25 protein-coding genes are annotated in these 20,063 nt (G+C 62.1%); 13 read left to right on the top strand and 12 right to left on the bottom strand.

Annotation, left to right across the window (positions count from 1 at the left end; translation table 11 throughout):
* Positions 1–129 precede the first annotated feature (129 nt).
* From J6524_RS01215 to J6524_RS01205, 3 genes are read left to right on the top strand one after another with little or no spacing between them, the layout of a single operon-like run.
* Positions 130–2,400, top strand: a complete 2,271-nt coding sequence (locus tag J6524_RS01215; RefSeq protein WP_225669300.1) for a TonB-dependent siderophore receptor — start codon at positions 130–132, stop codon at positions 2,398–2,400.
* A gap of 52 nt (positions 2,401–2,452) precedes the next feature.
* Complete coding sequence (locus J6524_RS01210) at positions 2,453–3,556, top strand: PepSY-associated TM helix domain-containing protein (protein WP_225668382.1); 1,104 nt, start codon at positions 2,453–2,455, stop codon at positions 3,554–3,556.
* Positions 3,553–3,753, top strand: a complete 201-nt coding sequence (locus J6524_RS01205) for a hypothetical protein (protein WP_225668380.1) — start codon at positions 3,553–3,555, stop codon at positions 3,751–3,753. Before J6524_RS01210 ends, J6524_RS01205 begins: the two co-directional genes overlap by 4 nt.
* Here the strand turns inward: J6524_RS01205 and J6524_RS01200 are convergent.
* The gene (locus J6524_RS01200) at positions 3,750–4,454 is read right to left on the bottom strand and encodes a GrlR family regulatory protein (protein WP_225669299.1); all 705 of its coding nucleotides are present in this window, start codon (positions 4,452–4,454) and stop codon (positions 3,750–3,752) included. The two genes, J6524_RS01205 and J6524_RS01200, sit on opposite strands and share 4 nt — an antisense overlap.
* Positions 4,455–4,539: 85 nt before the next feature.
* On the bottom strand, positions 4,540–4,689 hold the full coding sequence (locus J6524_RS01195) for a hypothetical protein (RefSeq protein ID WP_225668378.1): 150 nt from the start codon (positions 4,687–4,689) through the stop codon (positions 4,540–4,542).
* 134 nt (positions 4,690–4,823) lie between these two features.
* Between J6524_RS01195 and J6524_RS01190 the strand changes: the two genes are divergently transcribed.
* Complete coding sequence (locus J6524_RS01190; protein ID WP_225668376.1) at positions 4,824–5,267, top strand: DMT family transporter; 444 nt, start codon at positions 4,824–4,826, stop codon at positions 5,265–5,267.
* 3 nt (positions 5,268–5,270) lie between these two features.
* On the opposite strand, the gene J6524_RS01185 is transcribed toward J6524_RS01190, so the two are convergent.
* The 3 genes from J6524_RS01185 to J6524_RS01175 form a co-directional block, all read right to left on the bottom strand.
* Entirely contained in the window at positions 5,271–5,957 is a 687-nt protein-coding gene (locus J6524_RS01185; RefSeq protein WP_225668374.1) for a substrate-binding domain-containing protein, read from the bottom strand.
* Between the two features lie 6 nt (positions 5,958–5,963).
* Positions 5,964–6,668, bottom strand: a complete 705-nt coding sequence (locus J6524_RS01180) for a GrlR family regulatory protein (RefSeq protein ID WP_225668372.1) — start codon at positions 6,666–6,668, stop codon at positions 5,964–5,966.
* A gap of 177 nt (positions 6,669–6,845) precedes the next feature.
* Entirely contained in the window at positions 6,846–7,880 is a 1,035-nt protein-coding gene (locus J6524_RS01175; protein ID WP_225668371.1) for a glutamine synthetase beta-grasp domain-containing protein, read from the bottom strand.
* A 569-nt stretch (positions 7,881–8,449) separates the two neighbouring features.
* Between J6524_RS01175 and J6524_RS01170 the strand changes: the two genes are divergently transcribed.
* Complete coding sequence (locus tag J6524_RS01170) at positions 8,450–8,650, top strand: DUF2735 domain-containing protein (protein ID WP_225668369.1); 201 nt, start codon at positions 8,450–8,452, stop codon at positions 8,648–8,650.
* Between the two features lie 92 nt (positions 8,651–8,742).
* Here the strand turns inward: J6524_RS01170 and J6524_RS01165 are convergent, their stop codons facing one another.
* On the bottom strand, positions 8,743–9,003 hold the full coding sequence (locus J6524_RS01165; protein ID WP_225669298.1) for an MliC family protein: 261 nt from the start codon (positions 9,001–9,003) through the stop codon (positions 8,743–8,745).
* Positions 9,004–9,145: 142 nt separating this feature from the next.
* On the opposite strand from J6524_RS01165, the gene J6524_RS01160 reads away from it, so the two are divergent.
* Positions 9,146–9,892: a tyrosine-protein phosphatase gene (locus J6524_RS01160; protein WP_225668367.1), complete on the top strand. Its 747-nt coding sequence runs from the start codon at positions 9,146–9,148 to the stop codon at positions 9,890–9,892.
* A gap of 1 nt (position 9,893) precedes the next feature.
* Here the strand turns inward: J6524_RS01160 and J6524_RS01155 are convergent, their stop codons facing one another.
* The 3 genes from J6524_RS01155 to J6524_RS01145 form a co-directional block, all read right to left on the bottom strand.
* Positions 9,894–10,580, bottom strand: coding sequence for a hypothetical protein (locus J6524_RS01155; protein WP_225668365.1), 687 nt, complete (start codon positions 10,578–10,580; stop codon positions 9,894–9,896).
* Positions 10,581–10,652: 72 nt separating this feature from the next.
* Positions 10,653–10,853, bottom strand: a complete 201-nt coding sequence (locus tag J6524_RS01150; protein WP_057839937.1) for a hypothetical protein — start codon at positions 10,851–10,853, stop codon at positions 10,653–10,655.
* Between the two features lie 119 nt (positions 10,854–10,972).
* Entirely contained in the window at positions 10,973–11,668 is a 696-nt protein-coding gene (locus tag J6524_RS01145; RefSeq protein WP_225668363.1) for an SGNH/GDSL hydrolase family protein, read from the bottom strand.
* Positions 11,669–11,795: 127 nt separating this feature from the next.
* On the opposite strand from J6524_RS01145, the gene fabG reads away from it, so the two are divergent.
* Positions 11,796–12,476 carry a 3-oxoacyl-ACP reductase FabG gene (gene fabG, locus J6524_RS01140; protein WP_225668361.1) on the top strand — a complete coding sequence of 227 codons (681 nt, stop codon included), beginning with the start codon at positions 11,796–11,798 and terminating at the stop codon, positions 12,474–12,476.
* Here the strand turns inward: fabG and J6524_RS01135 are convergent.
* Positions 12,473–13,204 carry a hypothetical protein gene (locus J6524_RS01135; RefSeq protein WP_225668360.1) on the bottom strand — a complete coding sequence of 244 codons (732 nt, stop codon included), beginning with the start codon at positions 13,202–13,204 and terminating at the stop codon, positions 12,473–12,475. The two genes, fabG and J6524_RS01135, sit on opposite strands and share 4 nt — an antisense overlap.
* A gap of 173 nt (positions 13,205–13,377) precedes the next feature.
* Between J6524_RS01135 and J6524_RS01130 the strand changes: the two genes are divergently transcribed.
* Entirely contained in the window at positions 13,378–14,064 is a 687-nt protein-coding gene (locus J6524_RS01130) for a DUF2161 domain-containing phosphodiesterase (protein WP_225668359.1), read from the top strand.
* A 128-nt stretch (positions 14,065–14,192) separates the two neighbouring features.
* Positions 14,193–14,495 (top strand): hypothetical protein, encoded by a 303-nt coding sequence (locus tag J6524_RS01125; RefSeq protein ID WP_225668358.1) that lies wholly within the window; start codon positions 14,193–14,195, stop codon positions 14,493–14,495.
* A gap of 95 nt (positions 14,496–14,590) precedes the next feature.
* On the opposite strand, the gene J6524_RS01120 is transcribed toward J6524_RS01125, so the two are convergent.
* Positions 14,591–15,223, bottom strand: a complete 633-nt coding sequence (locus J6524_RS01120; protein WP_225668357.1) for a GNAT family N-acetyltransferase — start codon at positions 15,221–15,223, stop codon at positions 14,591–14,593.
* A 250-nt stretch (positions 15,224–15,473) separates the two neighbouring features.
* Between J6524_RS01120 and J6524_RS01115 the strand changes: the two genes are divergently transcribed.
* The 3 genes from J6524_RS01115 to J6524_RS01105 all read left to right on the top strand — a co-directional run bounded on the left by J6524_RS01115 (position 15,474) and on the right by J6524_RS01105 (position 18,677).
* A complete protein-coding gene (locus J6524_RS01115) occupies positions 15,474–16,427 on the top strand; it encodes an AraC-like ligand-binding domain-containing protein (RefSeq protein ID WP_225668356.1) in 954 nt (317 codons plus the stop codon).
* A 158-nt stretch (positions 16,428–16,585) separates the two neighbouring features.
* On the top strand, positions 16,586–17,599 hold the full coding sequence (locus J6524_RS01110; protein WP_225668355.1) for a carbon-nitrogen hydrolase family protein: 1,014 nt from the start codon (positions 16,586–16,588) through the stop codon (positions 17,597–17,599).
* Positions 17,600–17,627: 28 nt separating this feature from the next.
* A complete protein-coding gene (locus J6524_RS01105) occupies positions 17,628–18,677 on the top strand; it encodes a phenylacetaldoxime dehydratase family protein (RefSeq protein WP_225668354.1) in 1,050 nt (349 codons plus the stop codon).
* A 2-nt stretch (positions 18,678–18,679) separates the two neighbouring features.
* Here J6524_RS01105 and J6524_RS01100 read toward each other — a convergent pair whose 3' ends face one another.
* Complete coding sequence (locus J6524_RS01100) at positions 18,680–19,078, bottom strand: PaaI family thioesterase (protein ID WP_225668352.1); 399 nt, start codon at positions 19,076–19,078, stop codon at positions 18,680–18,682.
* A gap of 123 nt (positions 19,079–19,201) precedes the next feature.
* Here J6524_RS01100 and J6524_RS01095 point away from each other — a divergent pair, with 123 nt between their 5' ends.
* Positions 19,202–19,990, top strand: coding sequence for a cobalamin-binding protein (locus tag J6524_RS01095; protein WP_225669297.1), 789 nt, complete (start codon positions 19,202–19,204; stop codon positions 19,988–19,990).
* Positions 19,991–20,063 lie beyond the last annotated feature (73 nt).

Here is a 20,063-nt window from a genome sequence, read left to right as displayed (position 1 = left end):
CTCTAAGAACGTTTCCATTAGAGGAATCCGACTCCCTCGCGTATGCGTCGCTCTGTTGCGCTGCCGAACTTTCGGGGAACGCGCAACGAAGTGCTCGCTGGTTTGGGTGGAACCTTGAAGTCTCGTGATCTGTTGCCGGTCGCCGCGTTGGCGACCGTGTCCGTATTGGCGTTGTGGCCGCAGGTGTCGGTCGCGCAGTCAAGTTCTTCGCGGTCGTCATCGGGAGCAGAGTCGTTGCCTCCGGTGGTCGTCGCTGCGCCTGAAGCACGCCGTCGCACCGCAGCGCCTGCGCGGCGGCAGACGCGCCCAGCAATACAGACGGCGCAACAAACGAGGCCGCGGCCACAGACACAGCGCGGGCTTGAGGTCGTCGAGAATCCACGCGGCGCCGTTCAAGGTTACGTCGCGGGCCGCTCGATGGCTGGCACCAAGACCAATACACCGATCATGGAGACGCCGCAGTCGCTGTCCGTGATCGGCAGCGAACAGATTCGCGACCAGAAGCCAGGCAAGTTCGACGAGATCCTGCGCTACACGCCGGGCGTCGTCGCCGGGACGTTCGGCGCGGATACGCGTAACGACTGGTTCCTGATCCGCGGCTTCAAATCCGACGACATCGGCCTGTTCCTCGATGGCCTGCAGCTCTTCTACACGTCGTATGCGAGCTGGAAGCTGCAGCCATTCAACCTCGCCCGCGTCGAGGTGCTGCGCGGCCCCTCGGCCGTGCTCTATGGCGGCTCCAGCCCGAGCGGCATCGTCAACGCCGTCAGCAAGACGCCGCCCGCCGAGCCGATCCGTTATCTCGAGACCGGCGTCAACAATTTCGGCAATGCCTATTTGGGATTCGACTTCGGCGGTCCGGTCGCAACATCACCCGAGAACGGAAAGCTGTTCTATCGTGTGGTCGGCCAAGTCCAGAACGGCGGTACCCAGGTCGACTTCACACCCGACAACAACTACTTCATCGCGCCGTCGCTGACCTGGAAGCCGGACGCGGACACCACGTTTACAGTGCTGGCGTCGGCCTCGAAGCAGGATACCCGCGGCATCAATTTCCTGCCCTACGTCGGCACGGTGACCGATGCGCCTTTCGGCCGCATTCCGACAAAATTGTTCGTCGGCGATCCCAGTGTCGATACATTCAAGCGCGAACAGGAGATGCTCGGTTATCAATTCGAGCGCAATCTGTCCGACAGTGTCACGTTCAGGCAGAATGCCCGCTACGCGCATGTTGACCTCACCTATCGCGGTTACGTCGGCAATGGCTACACCAACATCGCTGCCGGCGACCTCGGCCGATATAACTGGTATGCGAAAAACACCGCCAACCAGGGCAATCTCGACAACCAGCTAGAATATCGTTTCGATACCGGCCCGGTGCAGCACACGATGCTGTTCGGCCTCGATCTGAAAAGCTACCGCATTGACGATTATCAGATCTTCACCTTCGGCGGCATACCCTCACTCAACGTGTTCAATCCTGTCTACGGGATCGGCGACATTCCGTTCGGGGGACCTCCGTTCCGCAATTTCCTCCTGACGCAGAATCAGCTCGGCACCTACATTCAGGACCAGATCAAATTCGGCGGCTTCACACTGGTATTGAGCGGCCGCAATGATTGGGTATCGACCAGCCAGGGTGATCGTCCGACCGGCGCCACGCTTTACAATCGCGAGGACAGCAAGTTCAGTGGTCGTGCAGGCCTGATCTACAATTTCGCCAACGGTCTCGCGCCCTACGTCGCTTACGCGACCAGCTACAATCCGATCATCGGCCTCAACGCTTCGAACCAGCTGTTCCTGCCGGAGACCGGAGAGCAGGCCGAAATCGGATTGAAGTTTCAGCCTGTCGGCTTCAATGGCCATTTCAGCATTGCCGTGTTCGATCTGAAGCGGCAAAACGTGCCGACGACAGTCCCGAACACCACGCCGGTTCTGCAGAACCAGACCGGAGAGATCACATCGCGCGGTCTCGAACTGGAGGCCGTGGCCAATCTCGCGCCTGGCCTGAAGATGGTTGGCGCGTTCACCGCCTACGACCTCTTTACCAGCAAGGATGCGAATCCGGCTCTGATCGGCCTGACGCCGACCAATACGCCGCAGCGGATAGGTTCCCTCTGGGCCGACTATACGTTCCAGGAGGGGCCGCTGCGGGGCTTTGGCTTTGGTGGAGGTGTTCGCTACATCGGCGAGTCCTTTGCCAATACCGCGAATACGCTGATCGTTCCCTCGGTCGTACTCGGTGACGCGGCGATCCACTACGAATGGCAAAACTGGCGCGCGGCGTTGAACGTCATCAACATCGCCGACAAAACCTACGTTGCTAGTTGCGCGTCCGATACGGCTTGTTTCTATGGCGATCGACGCCGCGTGACGGCGAGCCTCGCCTACAAATGGTAACGCTGACGCGAAGGAGGCAGCGCTGAAAGCCAGAACCGTTCGCATCTGGTCAGTGGTTCACACCTGGAGCAGCCTGATATCGACGCTGTTCCTGCTGTTGTTGTGCATCACCGGCCTGCCGCTGATCTTCCATCATGAGATCGACGAGCTACTCGGCTACGATCCGAAGCCCGAGGTCGTCCAGCCGGGCGCGGTGAAGCGAAGTATCGACGAGATTGCCCGCACCGCGCTTGCGAACGATCCCGGACGCGTCCTGCAATATATCCTGTGGGACAAGGATGAACCGAATAACATCATCGCCTTTACCAACAACAAGGTCGATGGCGATCCGGATGCGGCGACGCTCAGGGCGTATGATGCGCACACCGCCAAACCGCTAGGTTCGGTCGGCGGTGGGCCGATGCTGATCTTCCTCAAGCTCCACGTCGATATGTTCGCGGGCCAGCCCGGCAAGCTGTTCCTCGGCGCCATGGGTTTTCTGTTTCTGGTCGCGATCATCTCCGGCGTGGTGCTGTACTGGCCGTTCACGCGCCGCCTGAGCTTTGGCACGCTCCGGGACAAGTCGCGCCGCATCGCCTGGTTCGACTGGCACAATCTCCTGGGCGCCGTAACCATCGCGTGGGCGCTGGTGGTCGGCGCCACCGGCGTCATCAATACGCTTGCCGAGGTGATGCTGAGCCAGTGGAAGGCCAACGAGCTGACTGACATGGTCAAGCCCTACGCCGGCAAGCCGCCGCCGGTGCATCTCGCTTCCCTCGACAAAACGCTGGAGAATGCTCGCAAGACAGCCCCCGACATGACTGTCTCCTTCGTAGCCTTCCCCGGCACACCGTTCACCAGCTCACATCATTTCGCGGTGTTCATGCGCGGCGACACGCCGCTGACCTCGCGTCTGCTCAAGCCGGTACTGCTCGACGGCGAAACCGGCGAAGTCTCCGACGCGCGCGACCTTCCCATCTATCTGAAGGCGCTGCTGGTCTCGCAGCCGCTGCATTTCGGCGACTATGGCGGCATGCCGCTTAAAATCATCTGGGCGCTGCTCGATGTCATGACGATCGTCGTGATCGGCAGCGGGCTCTATTTGTGGGTCGTCAAACGCCGCAAACACCGCAGCCACGCGATCGTCGTACAGCCGTCGTTGCAGCCGTCGCGATGACCGACACGCGCAAATTGCGATCCAGCGGCAATTGGCGGACGGTCTATGGCGGTCCCCTGCTGATCGGCGTGCTCTCGACTGCGGGCCTCTTAAGCGCGTTATTGTATGAGGGACTCGGCCGCTATTTCTCCTGGCTCGCGCTCGGCGCGCCTATCGTCCTCACCGCATGGTTTTACGCGCGCCGCAGGCGCGCCTAGACCGCCCGCATCAGTTTCAGCGTCGCAGCCAGCCGCAGGCTGCGCTTTCCCGCCAGCGCAATGGCTTCGAGTTCGGCCCCCGCTTCGTCGCAGGTGCCGGTGAAGCCAATGCCGACCTCATGGCCGCCGAACACGGGATTTTCGCCCTTCGCCGGCGTGTGCTCCTGGTTGAGAATCTCACCCTTCCAGCGGCCGTCGGCCGAAGCATAGGTGCCGAGATAATAGAAAAAGGCGTCACCACCGAGGATACGGCCGTCCAGCAGCAGCATGACGCCGGACAGGCCGGCGTCGATCCCGTCGAGCGCGCGGAGCCGGATGGAATAGAGCCCATTGATGATGCCGCCCGGCCCTACGGTGCCGACCGGCGGCAGCACCTCCTCGTCGAGCCGGGTCAGCTCGGCCCAGAACAAGGCGCCCGGCCGCGGCGCGGCGCTGCCCTCGAAGCGGATCTTGTTGCCGCGCAGCTTGCCGCGCACGCTGATGGCGGCGACGTCGGTGTCCATCAGCGGCTTGTAATAAGGGTCGTCATTGTGGCGCTGGGTGATGACCTCACCAATAATTTCCTCGCCGCGCTCCTGATAGGTGCCGAGATGGGCAAAGGCGGAATTGCCGCCAAGGAGCTTGCCATCATGCATGCACATGATGCTGCGCCCGAACGCGTCGTTCACGCCGTACTCGACCTTGTAGAGCCCGTTCAGCAACGAAATGTCCTGCATTATCAATAAATGGTCCGGCGGGGGCTTAGCACCGCTGCAGGGCCGGTGCCAGCCGCGTTTTAGCGCAGGATCAATGCCGCTTGAAATACTGCACGGCGCGCTCGTGCTTCTCGGCCGCCGCACGCGATTTGAAGGTTCCGAGGTTCCGGCGCTTGCCCGTCTTCGGGTTGATTTTGCGGGAATAGAGCCGGTATTCGCCAGACCGTAGTTTTCGGATCATAGCTAGCACCGCTTGTTGACAAGCCCCGGAAATAATTGCGCCGCCGGCCCTCTTGTTCCGACCCGGCTATTCGCGTTGTCTCTGATCTTGCATCGCCGGATCGCTCTACCGGCTCGGAATGAATGGGGGCGCTCGTGCAAAATTTCTTCCTCTATCTGCTCGCGCTCAGCGCCGGCGTCAGCGTCGCGACCCAGCAAGTGCTCAATGGCAACCTGCGCACGGCGCTTGGTTCGCCGGCATGGGCCGGGCTAGTCAGCTATGCCGTCGGCCTCATGACGATGATTGTTGCGGTGATCGCGCTCGGCGAACGCACTCCCTCCTGGAAAGCCGTTGCCGGCGTGCCGTGGTATGCGTGGTCGGGCGGCGTGTTCGGCGCCGCCTTCATCCTGCTGGCTATTCTGCTACTGCCTTCGCTCGGCGCCGCGACACTCTTTGCGCTCGTCATCGCCGGCCAGGTGCTCGCCGCGGTGACGCTCGACCATTTCGGCGCGTTCGGGCTGACGCCGCATCCCATCAGTGCGGCGCGGCTCGTGGGCGCGGTGCTGCTGATCTCCGGCGTCGTCCTGATCAGGGAATGAAACTCAGGGCTCCAGCCCACTCGCGCGCAAAGCCGGCGCCACCTCGGGAGAAGCGAGAAACCGCAGCAGCCGATCCGCTTCATCGACTTTCTGCGACGCCGCCATTCGTCCGGCGGAAAACACCGCAGGCGTTTGTAGTTCGCGGGGAATGGGTCCGACGACTTCGATGCCTCCCACCTGCTTCAATTCGCTGATCTGTTGGATGGCGAGATCGGCCTCGCCGGTAGCGAGGCGCTCGGCAGTGAAGCCTTGCGGGATGATGACGGCGCGGGCGTTGACGTCGGCGGCAATGCCGAGTCGCTCGATCAGCTGCGCAAACAGGATGCCGCTGGCGCCGATCTGCGAATACGCCACCGCGCGGGCACCCTTCAGTGCGGCGCGGAGCGCAGCCTCAGTCGAAATATCCGGATGAGGGGCGCCCGCCTTTACAGCGACACCGACAAAGGAGCGCGCCAGATCCACGCAGCTTTCGACGACCACCCGCCCCTCGCGCGCGACCTCGTCCAGACCATCGCGGGTCAGGATGACGACATCAGCGGCTTCGCCCGCGCGCAGCCGGTCCAACAGCGCCAGTGTCGGCGCGAAGTCCGCATCGATGCGCGCTCCTCCAGCTGCCTGATACTGGTCGGTCAGTGCTTGGACGGCACCCTTTAACGCCAACGTCGAGAGTACGCGGATGGATTCAGCCATCGACTGTCACACCCGGCGCATCAGCTTCAGCACCGCGGTCATGCGCAGGCTGCGCTTGCCGGCGAGCGCAGTCGCCTCCAATAGTGCGCCTTCCTCATTGCAGGTGCCGGAAAAGCCAATGCCGACTTCATGGCCGCCGAAAATGGGGTTCTCGCCCATGGAGGGCGTGTGCTCCTGATTGAGGATCTGGCCTTTCCAGCGGCCGTTTTCCGAGGTGTAGGTGCCGAGATAATAGAACGATGCGTCGCCGCCGAGGATGCGGCCGTCATTGAGCAGCATCACGCCGGTCAGGCCGCCTTCGACGCCGTCGAGCAGGCGAACGTGAATGGAGTAAAGGCCATTGACGACACCGCCCACGCCGAGGCCGCCGGCGATCGGCAAGACGTCCTGCTCGATCGGCGTCATCACCGAATGGAAGGGCACGCCGGGCAATTCCTTCAAGCCCCCTTCGAAACGGTAGAGATCGCCGTCTGCCCGGCCCTTCGCCAGCAATGTGGCATCGTCGGTGCCGGCCATCGCGCGGTAATTCGGGTCCGGATTGTGGCGGACGGTCTGGATCACGATGTCGACGCCGTCGTCGCGCTTTTCGTAGGTGCCGATATGGGCAAAGGCCGAATTACCGCCCAGCATCCTGCCGTCGCGCGCATACATCACGCTGCGGCCGACCGAGGCGCCTAGCTGAAACCTGACCTTGTAAAATCCCTCAAACAATGCCGTGTCCCCGGCAAGCCCACGCCGTTGTCTAGCGCGCTTCACAACGCAGGGAAACGCCCTTGAACCGGCGGATTTGAATCGATGTCATCAAAACGCAACGATCCGCCAGGGTGAACCCTGGCGGATCGGCTTTGCAAACCGGAGGTGCCCCGCCCGGTCGTATCGTCAGTCAGCTTAGGCCGCCGCCTTGGCGCCGGTCGGGACTTCCGAGATGGTCTTCAGGATCTGGGAAGCGATCTGGTAGGGGTCGCCCTGGGAGTTCGGGCGACGGTCTTCCAGATAGCCCTTGTAGTCGTTCTTGATGAACGAGTGCGGCACGCGGATCGAAGCGCCGCGGTCGGCCACGCCATAGCTGAACTTGTTCCAGGGCGCGGTCTCGTGCTTTCCGGTCAGACGCTTGTCGTTGTCCGGGCCGTAGACGGCGATGTGGTCCATGAGGTTCTTCTCAAAGGCCGCCATCAGCTTCTCGAAATAGTCCTTGCCGCCGAATTCACGCATGTACTTGGTCGAGAAGTTGGCATGCATGCCGGAGCCGTTCCAGTCGGTGTCGCCGAGCGGCTTGCAGTGGAATTCGATATCGATGCCGTACTTTTCAGTCAGACGCAGCATCAGGTAGCGGGCCATCCACATCTGGTCGGCGGCGGTGCGGGAGCCCTTGCCGAAGATCTGGAATTCCCACTGACCCTTCGCCACTTCGGCGTTGATGCCTTCGTGGTTGATGCCGGCATGGAGGCAGAGATCGAGGTGCTCTTCGACAATCTTGCGGGCGACGTCGCCGACGTTCTTGTAGCCGACGCCGGTGTAGTACGGGCCCTGCGGCGCCGGATAGCCCTCCGACGGGAAGCCGAGCGGACGGCCGTCCTTGTAGAAGAAGTATTCCTGCTCGAAGCCGAACCAGGCGCCCTCGTCGTCCAGAATGGTCGCGCGCTTGTTCGAGGGGTGCGGGGTCTTGCCATCGGGCATCATGACTTCGCACATCACCAGCACGCCGTTGGTGCGGGCGCCGTCCGGATAGACCGCCACCGGCTTCAGCACGCAGTCGGAGCTGTGACCTTCGGCCTGCATGGTCGACGAACCGTCAAAGCCCCACAGCGGAAGCTGCTCGAGCGTCGGAAACTTGTCGAATTCCTTGATCTGGGTTTTGCCGCGCAGATTTGGCGTCGGCGTATACCCGTCGAGCCAAATATACTCGAGCTTGTACTTGGTCATTGAGCCTCTCTTGAGTTGCTACTTTGAAATGCGGGAAACCGAAGCCTTGAAATCTGGATTTTGACGCCCAGCCCCTGGAGGTCTCCGCATACGTGTACCCGGCCACGTCAGGCCGCCTCTTGGTAAGCATTAAGCGTGCCAATCGCTGCACTGCGGCAGGCGTCATCCACAGGACGACCGCGCGGCGACCTAAAATAAGAGCTGCGACATAGAAGCGCGGCAGGCCTGCAAATCGGGCGGTTCGGCGGCACGCTCGCAGGGCGAATCCAGCCCATTTCTCCGGCATTTCCGTTTCCAGGCCGTCAGGCGCTTAAAGGAGCGGCAAAGCTCTGAGCCCCGCGCGCGGGGTGCCTACCTACCCGGGCAACCATCCCACCGGGTCACGCGTTGGTCATGCAACTGCTGCCTCGCAGGAAGCAATGCCAAAATTGCTCACGAAATAGACAAAACGTGCCGCCATCTTGGGCACTTGCACCCACCCGGGGCACCAACAATATCGACTTAAACCACTAGAGAACGAGTCGGGCGCACCATGGAGGTACGCGCGTCGACGCGAAGGAGAGACTGCCATGATCAATACGGGTGTGAGTCAGGGGTCTGCCAAGATCTATCAATTCCCAACCGGGGGCCGTGCGGCTCTCCGGGGAGGCCGGTACTCCGAGACCAAGCCGGCCGAGTTTGCCGCGGAGACGGTCAACCTCGCGGACTGCTGCGACAGCTGGTACCACGCCGCCGCCATCCAGGATGCCAACAACGAACGTGATCACTGATGTCCGGGAAGTGTTTGGCAGGGACGCGCCCGATCATCAGGGCGCGGACGGTGAACTGAAAAGGGTCGAAACGTTATCGTTTCGGCCCTTTTTCATGTCTGCTGCTCGCAGGTCGTAGTCTTCCGTCTGGCGTGCTTGAGCGTCACCACCCCGGTCTTGGTGATCCTCAACGTCACGCCCTTGGCCTGATAGCGCGACCCCCACAGCGCCACGCGCTTGGGCAGCGTGATGGCCTTACCGTCGAGCTGCAGATGGGCGCGCTTGTCGTACTGGAAAAAACCGACCATGAATTGTGATCCGTCAGCGCAGCGATAGTTCCGGAAGCTGGACTGCGCGAACGCCGGCGATGGCATGGCTGCAACCGCGGTGAGACCTAGCACCGCCCCAAAAACCGCAATGTTCCGCCGATTCATATTTCGCCCTCGTGAGAGTTCAGTATAGACGAGACTGAACCAAACGACACCTTCGCCCCTTGTCGTCGAACCTGCTGCACTGATGCCAGATTCCCCTGCCCGCCATCTCAATCTTTCCGGCGCCAGCAATTTCCGCGATCTCGGCGGCTATCCAACCGGCGACGGCCGGATCGTGCGCTGGCGGCAGATATTCCGCTCCAACCATCTCGGCCATCTTACCGATGACGACGTCGCCGTTCTGCGCGAGCTTGGCGTCCGCAGCGCGTTCGATTTTCGCGGCACCGAGGAACGCGTCGCCGCGCTATGCGCTATGCCCGAAATATCAGTTCATTCGCTGCCGGTCGAACCCACGGTCGTCGCGGCGTTGCGCGCGATCGCGGCGGGCGGCACGCCGCTGTCGACCGATCATGCCGTTGAAGTAATGTGCGACTCCTACCGCAGCTACGTCCAGAGCAACACGCAGCATTTCCGCGCGCTGTTTGCGCATCTCCTCGAAGACCGTGCGCCGCTGGTGATCCATTGCACCGCCGGCAAGGACCGCACCGGCTTTGCCTGTGCGCTGATCCTGCATACGCTCGGCGTTCCCGAGGACGTCATCTCGGAAGATTATCTCTTGACCAACCGCTTCTACCGGCGGGATCCCAACCACAGCACGGACTTGCCCGACGAGGTCAGACAGGTGCTCGGCTCCGTGCAGGCATCTTTTCTCGCCGCCGCGTTCCAGGCCATCAATGCTGATTATGGCGATCTCGAAAGCTACATCCGCGACGGCCTCGGCATAGGCAAGGCCGAGCGCGCCCATCTCGAAGCGCGCTATCTGCAGCGCTGATCTACTTTACGCGCCGCATCGATACGACCTGCGCGGACGGCTTGCCGCCTGTGGTCCGGACGTTGACCTGTACCTTGTAGTCATTGGTGGTTTCGCTCTTGGGCACATAGAGCATCGCGGTAAAGCGCACGCGGCCGCGCTCATCGAGCGTCAGCGGCAAATCGGTACGCACGCTGAAGGAATTGCCCTGACGGTTTCGCGGCGGCAGTCTGGCTGTCATGACAGGCTCGACCAGCGCACGCAGATCGAACTTCACCGCCGTCGCGCCCTCGATCCGGTAATAGGCGAAGGAATCGCTTTTCGAGCGGCTGTTCGCGACCTCGATGACGGATCGGCTGTCCGGCGACCACGCGGCCACCAGTTCGTAGCGGTTGGCGCGCATCTCACCGGTCGCCCAGTACTCGCCGCCGAGCTTGGCAAGCACAGCGCCGTCGCTGATACGGATCAGGAGGTTTTCGACGCCGGGCGGCGGCGGATCGCCGACGGACAAGCCCTGCTCGCTGCGCCAGGCGAATGCGTAATTCTTCGATGGTGAGATGGTATCGGCGACGACGCGCATCGCCGCCTTCCCTTGGCCGCAGACGAGCCCACCATGTTGGTCGGCAACGCAGGCCTGCGCCAACGCAGCAGGCACCTGCTGCGCAAATAGCGCGGTGAGAACGAGCGGAAATGCCAGCGCCCGGCGCATGCTGCAATCCTATCCGTCGCACGCGAACCGTAAAGCAGGCCGTGGACTATCCGGAAGGCAGCGCCTATCGGCTCAGGCCGCCGCTTCCATTTCCATTTCGGCGTCGAGATCGGCGATGACGTCCTCGAACGCCGAGATCGCCTGCTGGATCGCTGCGATCTGCATCAGTTCCCAGCTCGAGACCGGACCGCTGCGGTTCTGCAGCGCCACGACGAGGTCACGCCGCTGCTCCTTAAGCTGAACAAGCGGTAAACCGTGATCCGGCAAACCCATGACAAATCCCCCTGCCTTTTGTTGGTCTCCGCCTTGTACCGAACGGAGTCTGCGAACGGCTTACAGAACTCGGGCAAATTTTATCGATTTTGCCCCATTCCGTAGTCTTACGTGGTGCCCTACGCTTCCACGCGCCCTCTAATCGACTCGAACAACGCCCTTGAGACGCAATTGGTCGCCCAATCGCTCATGTGGAGCATCTTCTCGTCGCCCTCGCGGACTAGCTCCCCGATCGACAGCCCGTCCTGAGTGACCCAGTGCCGCATCAATTCAAAGCGGCGGAAGACGTTGACGCGGACGGCGTTCGCCGCCTGCCCGATTTTCCCCACAAGTTCCTCAGACAATTTCAGCTTCTCTCCGTTCACAACGGCCGGAACATATTGCGAGTCCATAACCACCACGTCGATGGAGCGCTCCAACAACCGATTTAGCCCCATCTTGATCGCAGCGATCACCTCGCCGAAATCAAATTCGTCCTTCCGGAAGACGGCATTGGTGCCGACCTGCCAAATAACCAACGCAGGCGCCTCAGCAAGCACGTCGGGCTCGAAGCGCAACAATTCGGTGGTCGCTTCCTGACCGCCGATGCCGTGGTTCAGCACGTCGATCATGTGGTCGCGGTAATGCTCCCGCAGCAACATCGCTAGCCGTTCCGGGTAAGGCACAACGTCGCTTTCGCCCGCTGTCGACGACGAACCAATGGCCACGACCTTGATCTTTCGCTGTTTCTTCAAGCTTTCCGCGAAGCGTGGAAGCTCATGCACGAAATTGAAGAGATCGCTGTGTGTGTCGCAAGTCTTTTGCGCTGCGGGCATGTTGAACATCCTCCGCGAGAATATTTAATCACACACCCGCATTAAGCGCAGAAATTCGCCGCATTGCAAATGAAAAGCTCCGCGCTAGTGTCGACTCATATTTTACGCATGCATATGGAGACCCATCATGGACGGTAAAGTCGTTGTCGTGACGGGTGCATTAGGCGCGCTTGGCAGCGTCGTAGTCGACGAAGCGCTGAAGCGCCGCGCCAGGATTGCGAGCGTCGATCATGCGCCTACGCAAGCTCCGGCTACGGCCGATCTGTTCGAGCTCGGCGGTGTCGACCTGACCGACGCGGCGCAAGCCAGGAAAGCCATCCACGCCGCGGCGTCGCATTTTGGCAAGCTCGACGTGCTGATCAACATTGCTGGCGGCTTCGCCTTCGAAGCAGTGGCTGATGGCGATCCCAAGACATGGCAGCGGATGTACGCGCTCAACGTCATGACCGCGCTGAACGCGTCGCGCGCCGCGATCCCGCATCTCGTCGCATCGGGCAACGGGCGGATCATCAATGTCGGTGCGATGAGCGCGCTGCAGGCAGGCGCCGGCATGGGTGCTTACGCCGCCTCCAAATCCGGCGTGCATCGGCTGACGGAAGCACTCGCCGCCGAGCTCAAGGGCAAGGTCACCGTCAATGCCGTGCTGCCGTCGATCATCGACACCGCGGCCAACCGCGCCAGCATGCCGAAAGCCGATTTCGCCAAATGGGTGACACCGAACGAGTTGGCCGAAGTGATCCTGTTCCTCGCCAGCGACGCGGCGAGCGCCGTGACCGGCGCGCTGCTGCCGGTAAACGGGAGGGTCTAACCCTCCACCTCCGCCAGCTTTCGCAGCACGGCCTTGAAGCGGATGCTGCGCTTGCCGGCAAGTGCGGTGGCTTCGCCTTCCGCGCCGTCATTATCGTAGGTGCCGGAAAAGCCGATGCCGACTTCATGGCCGCTGAACAGCGGCCGCTCGCTTTGGGCCGACGTATGCTCGCGGTTGATGAGTTCGCCCTTCCATCTGCCATTCGCCGCCGAATACGCACCGATATAGTCGAAGAAGGCGTCGCCGCCCCTGATCCGGCCGTCCTGCAGCATCATGACACCGGTGTTGCCGGCGTCGATGCCATCGAGCATTCGGATGTGGATGGAGTAAAGCCCGTTGCCGATGCCGTCGGGGCCGACCTCGCCGGGCGGCGGTGCATCGGAGTCGTTGATCCGCGTGAGCACGGTCTTGAAGTGGACGCCTGGCATCGCGGCGCTGCCGCCCTCGAAATGAATCTCGTCGCCGTGAGGCATGCCGGTGAAATGTAAGACGGCGTGGTCGACGTCGAACATCGGAACGTAGTTCGGATCGTGGTTGTGACGCGACATCGTAACCTCGACGGAGATGACGCCGTCAGCCGAGGTGAAACCGCCGGCAAAGGACGAGCCGGAATCGCCGCCATACAGCCGGCCGCCTTCGGTGGCGAACATCACGCCGCATCCGGTCCCGCGCTCGGTGACAAAACTGAATTTGTAAAGTCCTTGCAGCACGCCCTGCCCGTTTTGCATCGGCAAACGCAATTTGACCCGCAAACACTGGATTCGCAGGTTCCCTCGATTACCTCTGGCCTTGTCCCGGCGCCCAGAATAGCCGGCCGAGCACCAGACGATCAAACGCTTTGCCCGAATTCGGCTAGAGTCCGGGCACTGAGTCGCGGCCGCCCGGCCCGCCGGAGCAAATCTTGGAAACCGAGCTTTATCTTCCCGTCAAACGCTTCCTTGAAAAGCTTGGCTTCACCGTCAAGGGCGAGGTCGGCGGCTGCGATCTGGTGGCGCTGAGCGGCGATGACCCGCCGATCGTCGTGATCGGCGAACTGAAGCTGTCCTTCAATCTCGAATTGATCTTGCAGGCGGTTGATCGCGCGGGCGCCGCCGACGAGGTATGGCTCGCCGCCAAACTATCCGCACGCGGCAAGGGCCGCGAAAGCGATGCGCGCTATCGCAATCTCTGCCGCCGCCTGGGTTTTGGCATGCTCGCTGTCACGAACTCCGGGGATGTCGAGGTGCTGGTCAAGCCGCCGACCGCAGCGCCGCGCCGCGATCCCAAAAAGCGCTCACGGCTGATCGCCGAGCATCAGAAGCGCAAGGGCGATCCTGTCATGGGCGGATCGACCCGCGCACCGATCATGACGGCCTACCGTCAGCAGGCGCTGGCCTGCGCCTTCGCGCTCTCAGGCGGGCCACGACGCGTGAGGGATTTGCGGGCGGAGATTCCGGATGCCGGGAAAATCCTCCTGCACAACGTCTATGGCTGGTTCGATCGCGCCGAGCGCGGCATTTACGTGCTGACCGATGCCGGACATGCCGCATTGAAGCGCTGGCCACCGCAGCCGCTGGATCTGGCCGCCGCCAGCAATTCCGCGCCGTAGCCGCAGAACCACATAAGCCGGCCAGACTTGAGAGGTTGTAGATGCATGGCTGTATTGCCATCCGAAATTCATATTGCAATGCAACATTCGTGCACCTAGGTATTTCCTCGATTCAATGCGAGGCCCCAATGAGCGAAGACTGGAACACGAAATACGGTACACGACGCGTCCGGCGGGATCCGCCGACGCTGGAGGAGGCAATCTTCGCCGCGGTGGGCATCACCGACGATCAGCAGCAGCAGGCGGAAATCGCCGCCGCGCTGATGGGCCTGCCCTACGAGGACGTGCTGGCTGAGGTGAAGAAAACCAGCCGCGCCATGGCGCGATCAGCCACCCGTGTCATCGCCGGCGAACAAGGCGCGCAGCGCGCCGTCGTGGTCGAGCGCCGCGTGATCAGGCGCTTCGGCAACGACAAGCGTACCGGCACCTGACGGCTCGCCGCAGCCTGCCCGAATTGCGCAAGAAAAAGCCCAAGGCCTCATCGTTCGGCCTTGGGCAATTTTTGCGTGATCAATCGTACGGATCCCTATGAGGCGCCCCATTCCTTCGGAGCCGATCCGGCCATCCGAAGCACCATCCGCCAATAGGCACGGTTGAAAGCCACGACCGCGCGGATCGCATTGACCGTGTTCTCGACCCAGGACGTGGCGAATTCGGCCTGATCATACTTCGTCACGTCGATGGTGCCGGTGGATTCGCCGTGGCGGAACACAAGCTGCGCGCCGAACTTGCTGGCGAGGGCCCGCATCGCCTCGTTCTGCGCTCCGGTAGTGATCCGCAGGCTCTTGTGGCCCTTGGCACGGGCTTCCTTGATCAGCTTGCGGAACAGGATGGTCCCGACGCCCCGACGCCGCACCGACGTTTCGACGCTGAATGCGATCTCGGGCAGCGAATCCGGTGACTGATCCGGCGGATGCAGTTCGGCTGCGCCCCTGACCACACCATCTTCAAAGAAGGCTATGATGATCGTGCCGTCATTGGCGCATTTCTCGGCGTAGCGCTCGATGAAGCTGTCATCCATGAAGCCATGGAAACGGTCGCGGCGGCTGTTGCGGTCGAGCCGCAGCAGGTGATCGCGCAAGAGCGGCAACTCTTCCTGCTGGCTCAGCGTGCGCACGCTCGAATTGGCAAGCGCAGCCGCAATAACGGTGAGGTACATAGTCCATAACTCCTCTCAGAAGAGCCCTTCGAGGAGGCGTCCGAATCCCTAGGCCACTTATATTGTGCATCGCAACATCAAATTCAAGGCCGTACCGCTTCGTATACTGCCTTAAATTATTGCAATAATTGCAGCTATTTAGCGGCACTCCCATTAACCAATTGTTAAGCCTTTTTGCCCGGCGCAGACTAGGCATAAGCCTTGCTTATTTCTGGGCGAAGCTTTGCACCTGACATGGTGGAGGTCCGTCGTGGCTGTCGTGCTCGACACGAGTTCTTGCCTGCCGGAGCGCCGGCTTGCGGTGTGGCAGGACATCGTCTGCGACACCTTCGTCGGACTAGACTGCAAATCGGAGATGCGGGGCGCGTTTTGGGGCTCGGTCTCGCAATCCCGAATCGGGCAGGTGTCACTCACCCAGGTCGACTCCACCGCACAGCGGGTATTCCGCACGCCGTCGCGAATAGCCCGCGCGAGCGAGGATTTCGTGCTGATGGCGCTCGGCAATCACGGCGTGAACGGGGTCTTCCAGGACGGCCGCGAAGCGGTCGTCTCCGCCGGACAGTTCGTCATCTACGATACCACGCGCCCGTACGAGCTACGCTTCGACGACAGCTTTTCGCAAACTATCTTCCAGATGCCACGCAAGCTTCTGCAACAGCGCGTCGGCTCGTTCGAAAGTTTGACCGCGACGACTTTCGCGGGCGACCGTCCGCTCGAACGGCTGACCTATGATTTCGCGCGCAATGTGAGCCGGACGATTGAACTGGTCGATCCCGCGGCCGCATCGCGCCTTCTCGACCAGGTCCTCGATCTGCTCGCGATGACGCTGGCCGACAGGCTGCACGCGCGTTTGCCGGATCAGTCGGTGCACCGCTCGGCGCTGCTCTATCGGCTCAAGAACCATATCCTGACGCATCTCGCCGATCCCGAATTGTCGCTGCCGCGCGCTGCGGCAGCCATTGGTATTTCGCCGCGCTATGCCAGCGATCTGATGGCGGCCGAACAGACCTCGTTCCGCAGCTACGTGCAGACACAACGGCTGGAGCGCTGCAAGCGCGATCTTGCCGATCCAGCCTGCCAAGCCCGCCACATCGGCGAGATCGCCTTCGCCTGGGGCTTTAACGACCTCGCCCATTTCAGCCGCATCTTCAGGCAGCGCTTCGGCGTCTCGCCGCGCGAATGGCGGGAGCGGACGGGCAGATAGCGCCCTCAATCCCGCCTCATCTTCCAGCCCCCAGCGCCGCTTCGGCCCATCTGCCGATTTAGACAAGTTTTCGTTCCATCGCGGACAAGCGGCCCGGGTCTTCGCGGCTGTAGACTCGGCATCAACAAGTGTCGGTCCAATGCGAAGGGAGGGCTGCAATGGGTCTGGTTCATCAGAAATACAAGGTGGCGGTGGTTCAAGCGGCGCCGGTGTTTCTCGATCTCGATGCGACTGTCGACAAGACCATCAAGCTGATCGAGGAAGCTGCCGCGCACGGCGCCAAGCTGATCGCGTTTCCCGAAACCTTCATTCCCGGATACCCGTGGCAGATCTGGCTTGGCGCGCCCGCCTGGGCGATCGGCCGCGGCTTTGTGCAACGCTATTTCGACAACTCGCTCGCCTATGAGAGCCCGCAAGCGGAAAAGATCCGCAATGCCGTGAAACGCGCGAAGCTGACTGCCGTGCTTGGGCTCTCCGAGCGCGACGGCGGCAGCCTTTACATCGCGCAATGGCTGATCGGTCCCGATGGCGAGACCATCGCCAAGCGGCGGAAGCTGCGGCCCACTCACGCCGAGCGCACCGTGTTCGGCGAAGGCGACGGCAGTGACCTCGCGGTGCACGATCGCGCCGACGTCGGGCGTCTCGGCGCGCTGTGCTGCTGGGAGCACCTGCAGCCATTGTCGAAATACGCGATGTATGCCCAGAACGAACAGGTGCATGTCGGGGCGTGGCCGAGCTTCTCGCTGTACGACCCGTTCGCGCATGCGCTCGGCCATGAGGTCAACAACGCCGCCAGCAAGGTCTATGCGGTGGAAGGCTCGTGCTTCTTCCTCGGCCCCTGCGCGGTGGTCTCGCAGGCGATGATCGACGAGCTCTGCGACACCCCCGAGAAACACGCATTCCTCCATGTCGGCGGCGGCCACGCCGTGATCTACGGGCCAGACGGCAGTTCGCTCGCCGAGAAACTGCCACCCGATCAGGAAGGCATTCTGTACGCCGATATCGATCTCGGCATGATTGGCGTCGCCAAGAACGCCGCCGATCCGGCCGGGCATTATTCGCGGCCCGACGTCACGCGGCTGTTGCTCAATAATAAGCGCGCCAATCGCGTCGAGCATTTCTCGCTTCCCGTCGATGCCGAAGTGATGAGCGAAGTCAGGCTGCAGGCCTGAGGCACTCATTTTGCCAAGGAGCAGGCCGATGGAATCCGCGATCCCTGCGCATCTGCGAACCGAACGAACGCGTCATCGCCGTGTCGGCGACGATTATGCGCCGCCCTATCCGTCCTTCGTGGCGCGGCACAAGCCGAGCGTCACACGCGTGGTGATGGCATATTTCGGCCTCCAGTCCCGCGGCGCGTCCAACGCCGCCGCAGAACAAGCGCTGGTACGGCTCACGTCAGAGTTTGCTGCCGTCGATGGTCCCATGCATTGGGACTGCGCGAAATATGTCGACGAGGCCGGGTTCACCAACGTCGTCACCGTCGCCTACTGGGACGACCCGCAAAAATTCGATCGCTGGTTTCCGGCCGCACGCGAGCGCTGGACCGGCGAGCAGCGGACGAATGACGGCTTCGGCACCTTCATCGAGGCGCTTTATCCCTCGGTGGAAGGCTATGAGACCCTGTTCTCTTCGCTCGGAAGGCCCGAAGGCGTTGCTGTTCTCGCCGACAGCATGAGCGGCGAAGTTCTGGAACATGCCTATTGGGGCGGCATGCGCGATCGTATCCCGTTGTCGCAGACCAGCGAGATGGCGCCGTCAGGCTCCGCCCGCGCGATCCGCGACGGTGCGCGCATCAGGATCATTCCGCACGACAACATCTGCCTGATCCGGTCGGGCCAGGATTGGGGCGATACTGAAACCACCGAGCGCAAGATGTATCTTGGCGATGTCGAGCCGGTGCTGCGGGAAGGTATGGACTTTCTGCGTGATGAGGGACGCTCGATCGGCTGCTATGCGAACCGTTACATGACGGTCGTCGGCCCCGACGGTGCGACGATCGAAAAGTCCTATGGCATGAGCTGGTGGAAGAGCCTGTCGGCGCTCGAACGCTGGGCTGAATCGCACCCGACCCACGTCAGGATCTTTGGCGCGGCCATGAAATATCTGTCCACGCTAGGACCAGCCGCCAAGCTACGGCTCTATCACGAGGTCACGGTCGCCCGCGCCGACGAGCAGCTCTTCGAGTATGTGGATTGTCATCCGCAAACCGGGATGCTGAACGCGGTGCAGGCAGTCGAGGCGGCCTGAGGCTACAGCACCATCTGCGTTTGCGTGACGACCGCAACCAGCTTGCCGTCCTCGGTCTCCAGCCTAGTCTGCCAGACCTGAGTGCGGCGTCCCCGATGCACTGGCGTTGCGGTAGCGATCACCGTCGAGCCTTCCTTGGCGCCGCCGATGAAATTGGTCTTGCTCTCGATCGTCGTGGTGCCCTTGGCATCCTCGGGCAGGTTGATGACGGTTGCCGCGGCACCGACCGAATCCGCGAGCGCCATCACCGCGCCGCCGTGAATCGTGTTCCGCAGCGTGCAGAGATCGGGCCGCACGACCATCTTCGCCACCACCCGATCCAATCCGGCTTCCGTGAAGGTCACCCCCTTCAGTTCCGCGAACGGCATCTTCATCGACTGGACTTTCTCGAGCGGCGTCATTGGTCCTCCGGGCATTCTCTGGCGATTTCTCGGGCAGCATGGACGCTGCCGGTAAATCCGGCAATGACCTCTGAGGTAATGGCCGCCGTGACATGCGGTCCGAAATTCGGCATATCGTCAGGCATGCGCCAGTTCCCGCCCCGCCGTATCGTCTGCCTGACCGAAGAGACCGTCGAGACGCTTTATCTGCTCGGCGAGCAGGATCGCATTGTCGGCGTCTCCGGCTATGCGGTGCGTCCGCCGGGCGTGCGTCGCGAGAAGCCGCGGGTCGCCGCCTTCATCTCCGCGGACATTCCGAAAATTCTCGCCCTCGAGCCCGATCTCGTGCTGGCCTTCTCCGACCTGCAGGCCGCCATTGTCGCCGACCTCGTGCGCGCCGGGATAGCCGTCCACGTCTTCAACCAGCGCGACATAGCTGGCATCCTCAGCATGATCCGCACGCTCGGCGCCATGGTCGGCGCGGCGGAGCGCGCCGACCAACTCGCAAAAGGATTTGAAGAGCGCCTCGCGCGCATCGCCGCGACGCCTCGGCCGCCGTCCAGACCAAAAGTCTACTTCGAGGAATGGGACGATCCGCTGATCTCCGGCATCGGCTGGGTGTCCGAACTGATCGAGATTGCCGGCGGCGAGGACGTGCTGCCAAAACTGCGGTTTCAGCAGGCCGCCAAGGACCGGATCATTTCGCCTGACGCGGTGCGCGAGGCCGCCCCCGATGTGATCCTCGCCTCCTGGTGCGGCAAGAAGGTCGTGCCGGAGCGTATCCGGCAACGTCCGGGTTGGGGCGATATTCCGGCGGTGCGCAACAACCGCATTGTCGAGATCAAGTCGACGATCATCCTGCAGCCTGGACCGGCCGCGCTGACGGATGGGCTCGATGCAATTGTGCAGGCGTTGTGGGGAAAGAGCGCGTAGCCTCCGCGTCGTCATTGCGAGCGAAGCGAAGCAATCCATCTCTCCGCGTACGCGGAGGCATGGATTGCTTCGT

The sequence above is a fragment of the Bradyrhizobium hereditatis genome, from assembly GCF_020329435.1.
In the GTDB taxonomy this organism is placed as follows: domain Bacteria; phylum Pseudomonadota; class Alphaproteobacteria; order Rhizobiales; family Xanthobacteraceae; genus Bradyrhizobium; species Bradyrhizobium hereditatis.
Note: the sequence above shows the minus strand (reverse complement) of the source record. Positions and strands in the feature narration are given on the sequence as shown.